Below are 6,035 nucleotides of genomic sequence, written 5' to 3'. Positions count from 1 at the left end.
ATGCTTCGCATGGTCCCCCTCCCCATCGCTTCGCGACAGGGAGGATTAGGAAAGTCCGCTCCTCACCCCAAAGCCGTCGTTCCCCGCCACCCTATAAAAGGTCGCGCCTTTCGTCACATATGCGCCGTCACCTCCGGCGGGTTCCACCAATTATTCCCCGCGCCGTCCATATGCTGCACCGGCAGCGCGGCCATCTCGGCCGGCGTCAGATCGTCGAGGCACGCGATCGCCACCGAGACATAGGCCCCGCCGATCTCTTCGACATAGCCCTGGCCATAGGGCGACACGCCGCAGGTCTTGCAGAAGAGGTGATGCACGCTCGACGAGCCGAACTGATAGTCCGACAGCGCCGCGGGATCGGTCAGCAGGCGAAAGGCGTCGGGCTTGATCTGCGCGCTCCAGCCACGCTTCTTGGTGCAGATCGAACAATTGCACTTGCCCGTCCCCGCCTCGAGGTCGAGTTCGGCTTCGAACTTCACCGCGCCGCAGTGGCACGAACCATGGTGGGTCTTGAGCATCGGTCTTCTCCGGTCTGACGCGCCGTCCGCCGGCGCTCCTCACCCGAAAATCTCTAGCCCACCCCCCTGACAGATCCTGTCAGGAGGCGTCGTCATAGCCGTTCTTGCGCCACCAATCGGCCATCAGCACCGCGCGCCGCCGCCCGAAGCGGGCGTCGCCGATCCGCGCCGCGGCGATGCGGTCGATGCGAAAACTCCTGAAATCCTGCCGCAGCAGGCACCAGGCGGCGATGACCTGCCGGTCCTCGAAATAGGCGAGCGCCGCGGGCCAGATCGCGCGCTCGGTCGCCGCGCCCTTTTCGTCGGCATAATCGATGTGCAGCGTCTTTTCGGCGCGCATCGCCTCGCGCACCGTCGCGAGCAACGGCGCATTGCTCTCGCGCCAGCGGCTGTTCACCGGCCACAGTCCCGACTCGTCGATCCGCTGCTTCAGATCGTCGGGGCTCGCCGCCGCGATCTTGGCGAGCGCCAGCCCCGCCGCGCGCGACAGCGCCCCGTCCTGCCGCCCCTCGACCCAGCGCGCGCCGAGCACCAGCGCCTCGAGCTCGTCGGCGGTGAACATCAGCGGCGGCAGGAAGAATCCCGGGCGCAGCACATAGCCGACCCCCGCCTCGCCCTCGATCGGCGCGCCCAGCGCGATCAGCGCCTGCACGTCGCGATAGAGGGTGCGCACCGACACCCCCTGCTCCTCGGCGAGTATCTCCGCGGTCACCGGCCGCCGCCGTCGGCGCAGGCTGTCGATGATCGCAAAGAGCCGTCCCGTCTTGTCCACCGTCGCTCCTCTCGCGCCTGCGCCGGGCGCGACGGTAGCGGCGGTTCAGCGGCGCTGGAAGGTCCAGCCCATCGCCTGCGACCCGTCGATCGCCGAAATCGTCGCGGTCAGCGTGTCGCCGTCGCGGACGTAGGCGATGCGCTGCGGATAATCATGGGCGGCATTCTCGAAGGTCGCGCTCGTCCCCTCCCGCTTCGCCAGCCGGAACGCCACCGGCGGCCGCCCGCCGGGCTGCGCATAATAGGTCGGCACGCCCTCGGCATCGGCCGCGATGCGGAGGAACTCGAACTCGCGCAGCTTGTCGCCCGCACCCGAGCGGCTGTGCCCCAGCATCGTCCCGCCGCGCGGGCTGGCCCAGCTCTCCTCGGTCCAGCGCCCGCCCTCCTCGCGGCTCCACTGCCCCGCCATCCACGCGAGATCGTCGACCTTCGCCGCGGGGCTGGCCGCCACCAGCAGGGCCGCCAGACCCGTCGCCATAAATGCCTTCATAAACGCCTCCTGTCCCGCGCGCTTTGCCACGCTTCGCCGCCCCGGTCTTGAACCGATGCGACACGTACGGGGAGTCGGAAACCTCGGATCGGCATTCGCCCGATCCTCCCCATCGCTGCGCGTGGGGAGGATCTTAAGCCCTAATTATTATTGCACCCGCCCGGCTCGCACGGATCGGGGTCGCCCGCGGCGTCGAGCGCGAGCAGCAGCCCGCCGCCGGCGAGCAGCGCCAGCCCGACCACCACCGCGGCGACGGTCTCGCCGTCGGACAGGTTGGTCCGCGCCTTCGCCGCCGCCTTGCCGCCGGGGGCGTAGCGCGCCGGGCCCAGATATTGCCCGCCGAGCGAGACATGCGCCACCGGCGCGTCGCTGGTGAAGCCGAATTCGAGCCCGTCGCCGATCCGCCATACCGGCGCGACGTCGCCCGCCCCGCCGCTCCGCTGCATCGGCGCGACGGTCAGCCCGGCGCGGATCGGCGCGCCGCCCTCTCCGGTACCGCCGAGCGGGATGCGCAGCCGCGCCCCGACGAAGCTCCCCATCGCGACCGGACTCGCGCCGGCGAGCGCAGGATCGCGGATCGTCTGCGCCTGAAGCGGCGCGGTGCAGGAGAGCAAGGCAAGCAGTGCGGCAACAGAACGAATGGCCATGGGAAATTCCCTCTCTTCGATCATCGCCCCCACCCGAAGACGGAGTCGCGGCGCGCCGCCATTGGCCGCCCCTTGAACGCGCGCCGAGATCGGCGTCTAAGGGCGGCGATGGACTATCGCGAGACCCCGCCGCCGCCGCAGCTCGCGGGCCTGGTCAAGGCGCGCTGGACGCTCGCCGCGGACGGCGCGCCCGGCGCATGGCTGCCGCAGCAGGCGACCCCCGACGGCTGCGTCGAGATCATCCGCCGCACCCGCGGGCGCTCGCGCTGGGACGGCGAGCAACCGTCGGCCTTCGTCGTCGGCCTCGTCGATCGCCCGCAGCCTTTCGAGATAAGCGGCGACGCCGCGTTCGAGGCGCTCCGCCTCTGGCCCTGGGCGTGGAGCGTCGTCGGCACCATCCCCCTCGCCGACCTCCACGGCCGCTGGGCCGCGTGGGACGCGCCCGATTTTGGCGCGATCGAGGCGCGCCTCGCCGCCGAGGCCGGGCTCGACGCCATCGGCACCGCGATCCTCGCCGCGCCCAGCGTCGCCGCGATGTCGAGCGCCACCGCCATGCCGCCGCGCATGCTCCAGCGCTGGTTCGCCGCGCACGTCGGCCTGCCACCGCGCGCGTGGCTCCGCCTCCGCCGCTTCCAGGCCGCCTTCGAAACCCTCCCCGGCGAAGCGAGCCTCGCGGGCCACGCCGCCGAGCGCGGCTATGCCGACCAGGCGCATATGGCGCGCGAATTTCGCGAACTGGCGGGAGTGCCCGCGGGTCAGGCGCGGACGCGGGCGAAGGGCCCGTTCTTGCGCAGCTAAGCCTCGGGCTCGTCCATCCGCGCGCGGTGGTAGCGCGTGCGCGTGACGATCGCCCACAGCAATATCGCCCAGCCGACCCCGAGTATGATCCAGCCCCAGCTCTCGGTCGCGAGCGGCCCCAGCACCAACGGCCCGCCGCTCTGCGGCCAGGCCCACAGCCCCAGCGAGGCGAAGACGCAGAGCAGCCCCACGGTCCGCGGCCAGCGCGCCACCCCGCGCAGTTCGTTGCGATAGGCGGCGCGCGCATCGGCGTCGGTGAGGTCGGGTCGGCTCATGAGGGCACGCCATGCCCGATGCGCGCGGCGGCGCCAATGGGCTTTTGCCTTCTTAATCCTCCCTGCGGCGAAGCCGTGGGGAGGGGGACCGCCCGCAGGGCGGTGGAGGGGTCGAGGCCTTGAGCGTCGGTTCGACGCCGCCACACCCCTCCACCATGCTTCGCATGGTCCCCCTCCCCATCGCTTCGCGACAGGGAGGATTATTGGGACCATCCCCCTCCGGGAGGTCAGAATTTCCAGTCGGCGCGCACGCCGATCGTCCGCGGTTTCGAATAGCTCGTCACCGCGCTCGACCCGATGAAGCCGGGGCTGACATAGATATTGTTGCGCTCGATATCGTTCTCGAGGTTGGTGACGTAGCCGGTGATCTTGAGCCCGGTGTCGGCGACCTCGAAGCTCACCGTGATGTCGGTCTTGCCGTTCGCGGGGACCAGATCGATCACCGGATTGTTGAACTCGCGCAGCCATTTCTTCGAGTGCCAGCCGTGGTTGATGCCGAAGCTCAAGGTTCCGGCATCGCCCAGCTCGACGTCATATTGCGCGCCGAGGTTGATCGCGTGGCGCGACACATAGGGGACCGTGTTCCCCGAAAGGTCGAGCCGGATATTGTTGCGCGGGTCGGCGTTGAACAGCTCGGTGAACTTGGCGTCGGTAAAGGCATAGCTCGCCATCAAGAGGAGGTCGGGGGTCACCTTGAACTGGGTGTCGAGCTCGATACCGTAGATGCGCGCCGAACCCGCGTTGACGGTGAACTGCCCCGGCGCATTGCTGGGCCCGAAGGTGCCGAGCGTCGTGAGCTGCATGTCGCTATAGTCGTAGTAGAAGGCGTCGACGTTGACACGCGCACGGCGGTCCCAGAAGTCGGTCTTGATGCCGAGCTCATAGGCGGTGATATTCTCGGGCTGATAGGGCGAGGCGTCGGACGAGATGTTGAAACCGCCCGCCTTGTAGCCGGTCGACACGCTGGCGTAGACGAGCGTGTCGTCGGCGGCGTCCCATTCGAGCCCGAGCTTCCAGTTGATCTTGTCGAAGCCGGTGATGCCGCTGAACTGCGCGTTGGGGATGTCGGGCGGGAAAGGCTGGCCGAAATTGCCCCGCGTGATCTTGCGCCCGCCCTTGTAATCGTCGGTGTAGCGCACCCCCGCGGTGACGCGGAAGGTCGGCGCAATCGCATAGGTCGCCGAGCCGAAGGCGGCGATCGTACGGCTGGTGCCATATTCGTCGAGCAGGAAGGGCGGCAGCGTGATCTGCCCCCCCGGCGTCAGGCCGTTCAGCCGGACGTCGCGCAGGATATAGACGCTTTCCTTGAAATAATAGCCGCCGACGATCCAGGTGAAGGGCCCACCGCCAGTCGAGGCGAGCCGCGCCTCGAGGCTGGTCGCGTTGCTCGTCTGATATTTGCGGAAGCGGCCGACATCGACCCCCGACCCGTCGAAATCCTGGACGAGGTCGCTCGTCTGCCACATCTTGCCGCCCTGGATCACCGCCTCGACGCTGCCGAAGTCCTTGGTCAGCTTGGCCCAGGTCGTCGTCGTCTCGATGTCGAGATAGCCGGGGAAATTATTGTTGGTGATCCGCGGGTTGGGATTGTCGGCGGGGATGGTGCGCAGCAGCGCCTGCACCGGCGGCGGGCCGCCGATGTTGCGCTCGAGATAGCTCATCGTGATGCCGCTGCCGTTCTGCTTCGAATAATTGCCGAACAGATGGACCTCGATCTCGTCGGGGGTGCCGACGAGCAGCTGGCCGCGGACGCTATAGTCGCCATCGCTGCCGAAGCCATCCTTGGTCCCCGGAAGCGTCGAGACATTCCTGATATAGCCGTCTTCCTCCGAATAGACCGCCGACACGCGCAGTGCCGCGATTTCGGTGAGCGGCACGTTGAGCATCGCGCGACCCTCGTAGAAATTGCGCGAGCCGTAGCTGGCGCCGACCTGCCCCGCGAATTCGTCGGGGTCGGGCCGCTTCGAGATGACATTGACGACGCCGCCGGTCGCATTGCGGCCATAGAGCGTGCCCTGCGGACCGCGCAGCACCTCGATCCGGTCGATGTCGAAAAAGACCGCGCTGCCCCCCGCGGGGCGGCCGACGTAGAAATTGTCGATGTAGAAGGCGATGCCCGAGTCCGAGATCGAGGTCGTGCCCTGGAGCCCGATGCCGCGCAGCGCGATCTTGGTGCCGTCCTGTTCCTGCCCGATCTGGAGGTTGGGGACATAGGATTGCAGGTTGGCGATATCCTTGATGCCGCGATCCTCGAGCGTCTCGCCGCTGAACGCCGAGATCGCGATCGGCGTATCCTGCAGGTCGCCTGCGCGCTTCTGCGCGGTGACGACGATTTCCTCGAGCTGGTAACCGCTATCGGGCTCAGCGGCGCCCGCCGAGTCCTGCGCCCGCGCACCCTGTGCCCCGGCCAGCACGCCGAGCGCGGTCCCGACGGCCAGCAGCCTGTGGATCCTGTTGTTCATCGTCTCTCCCCTCTCGATTTTTGCATTCTAGCATGTAAGTTTCAAGCAGAAAAAGCCTCACGCCTTTTCCCGCC

At 68.3% G+C, this 6,035-nt stretch carries 7 protein-coding genes; 1 reads left to right on the top strand and 6 read right to left on the bottom strand.

The genetic code is table 11. The features are described from left to right. Positions 1 to 113: 113 nt before the first annotated feature. The 4 genes from ATE62_RS20370 to ATE62_RS23455 all read right to left on the bottom strand — a co-directional run bounded on the left by ATE62_RS20370 (position 114) and on the right by ATE62_RS23455 (position 2,426). Complete coding sequence (locus ATE62_RS20370) at positions 114 to 518, bottom strand: GFA family protein (RefSeq protein WP_058810667.1); 405 nt, start codon at positions 516 to 518, stop codon at positions 114 to 116. Between the two features lie 79 nt (positions 519 to 597). Then, positions 598 to 1,290 (bottom strand): helix-turn-helix transcriptional regulator, encoded by a 693-nt coding sequence (locus ATE62_RS20365; protein WP_058810668.1) that lies wholly within the window; start codon positions 1,288 to 1,290, stop codon positions 598 to 600. Between the two features lie 45 nt (positions 1,291 to 1,335). Next, positions 1,336 to 1,779, bottom strand: a complete 444-nt coding sequence (locus ATE62_RS20360) for a DUF6265 family protein (RefSeq protein WP_231736340.1) — start codon at positions 1,777 to 1,779, stop codon at positions 1,336 to 1,338. A 140-nt stretch (positions 1,780 to 1,919) separates the two neighbouring features. Then, entirely contained in the window at positions 1,920 to 2,426 is a 507-nt protein-coding gene (locus ATE62_RS23455; RefSeq protein WP_058818594.1) for a hypothetical protein, read from the bottom strand. A gap of 108 nt (positions 2,427 to 2,534) precedes the next feature. Here ATE62_RS23455 and ATE62_RS23450 point away from each other — a divergent pair, with 108 nt between their 5' ends. Then, positions 2,535 to 3,224, top strand: a complete 690-nt coding sequence (locus tag ATE62_RS23450) for a helix-turn-helix domain-containing protein (RefSeq protein ID WP_058810671.1) — start codon at positions 2,535 to 2,537, stop codon at positions 3,222 to 3,224. On the opposite strand, the gene ATE62_RS20345 is transcribed toward ATE62_RS23450, so the two are convergent. Both ATE62_RS20345 and ATE62_RS20340 read right to left on the bottom strand, forming a co-directional pair. After that, on the bottom strand, positions 3,221 to 3,499 hold the full coding sequence (locus tag ATE62_RS20345) for a hypothetical protein (protein WP_058810672.1): 279 nt from the start codon (positions 3,497 to 3,499) through the stop codon (positions 3,221 to 3,223). The two genes, ATE62_RS23450 and ATE62_RS20345, sit on opposite strands and share 4 nt — an antisense overlap. Before the next feature lie 227 nt (positions 3,500 to 3,726). Continuing rightward, a complete protein-coding gene (locus ATE62_RS20340) occupies positions 3,727 to 5,961 on the bottom strand; it encodes a TonB-dependent receptor (protein WP_058809021.1) in 2,235 nt (744 codons plus the stop codon). Positions 5,962 to 6,035: the final 74 nt, after the last annotated feature.

The organism is Sphingopyxis sp. HIX, from assembly GCF_001468285.1.
GTDB lineage: Bacteria > Pseudomonadota > Alphaproteobacteria > Sphingomonadales > Sphingomonadaceae > Sphingopyxis.
Note: the sequence above shows the minus strand (reverse complement) of the source record. Positions and strands in the feature narration are given on the sequence as shown.

Coding starts and splice junctions, on each gene's coding strand:
- ATE62_RS20370 (WP_058810667.1), bottom strand. CDS start 518: ATGCTCAAGACCCACCATGGTTCGTGCCACTGCGGCGCGGTGAAGTTC.
- ATE62_RS20360 (WP_231736340.1), bottom strand. CDS start 1,779: ATGAAGGCATTTATGGCGACGGGTCTGGCGGCCCTGCTGGTGGCGGCC.
- ATE62_RS23455 (WP_058818594.1), bottom strand. CDS start 2,426: ATGGCCATTCGTTCTGTTGCCGCACTGCTTGCCTTGCTCTCCTGCACC.
- ATE62_RS23450 (WP_058810671.1), top strand. CDS start 2,535: ATGGACTATCGCGAGACCCCGCCGCCGCCGCAGCTCGCGGGCCTGGTC.
- ATE62_RS20345 (WP_058810672.1), bottom strand. CDS start 3,499: ATGAGCCGACCCGACCTCACCGACGCCGATGCGCGCGCCGCCTATCGC.
- ATE62_RS20340 (WP_058809021.1), bottom strand. CDS start 5,961: ATGAACAACAGGATCCACAGGCTGCTGGCCGTCGGGACCGCGCTCGGC.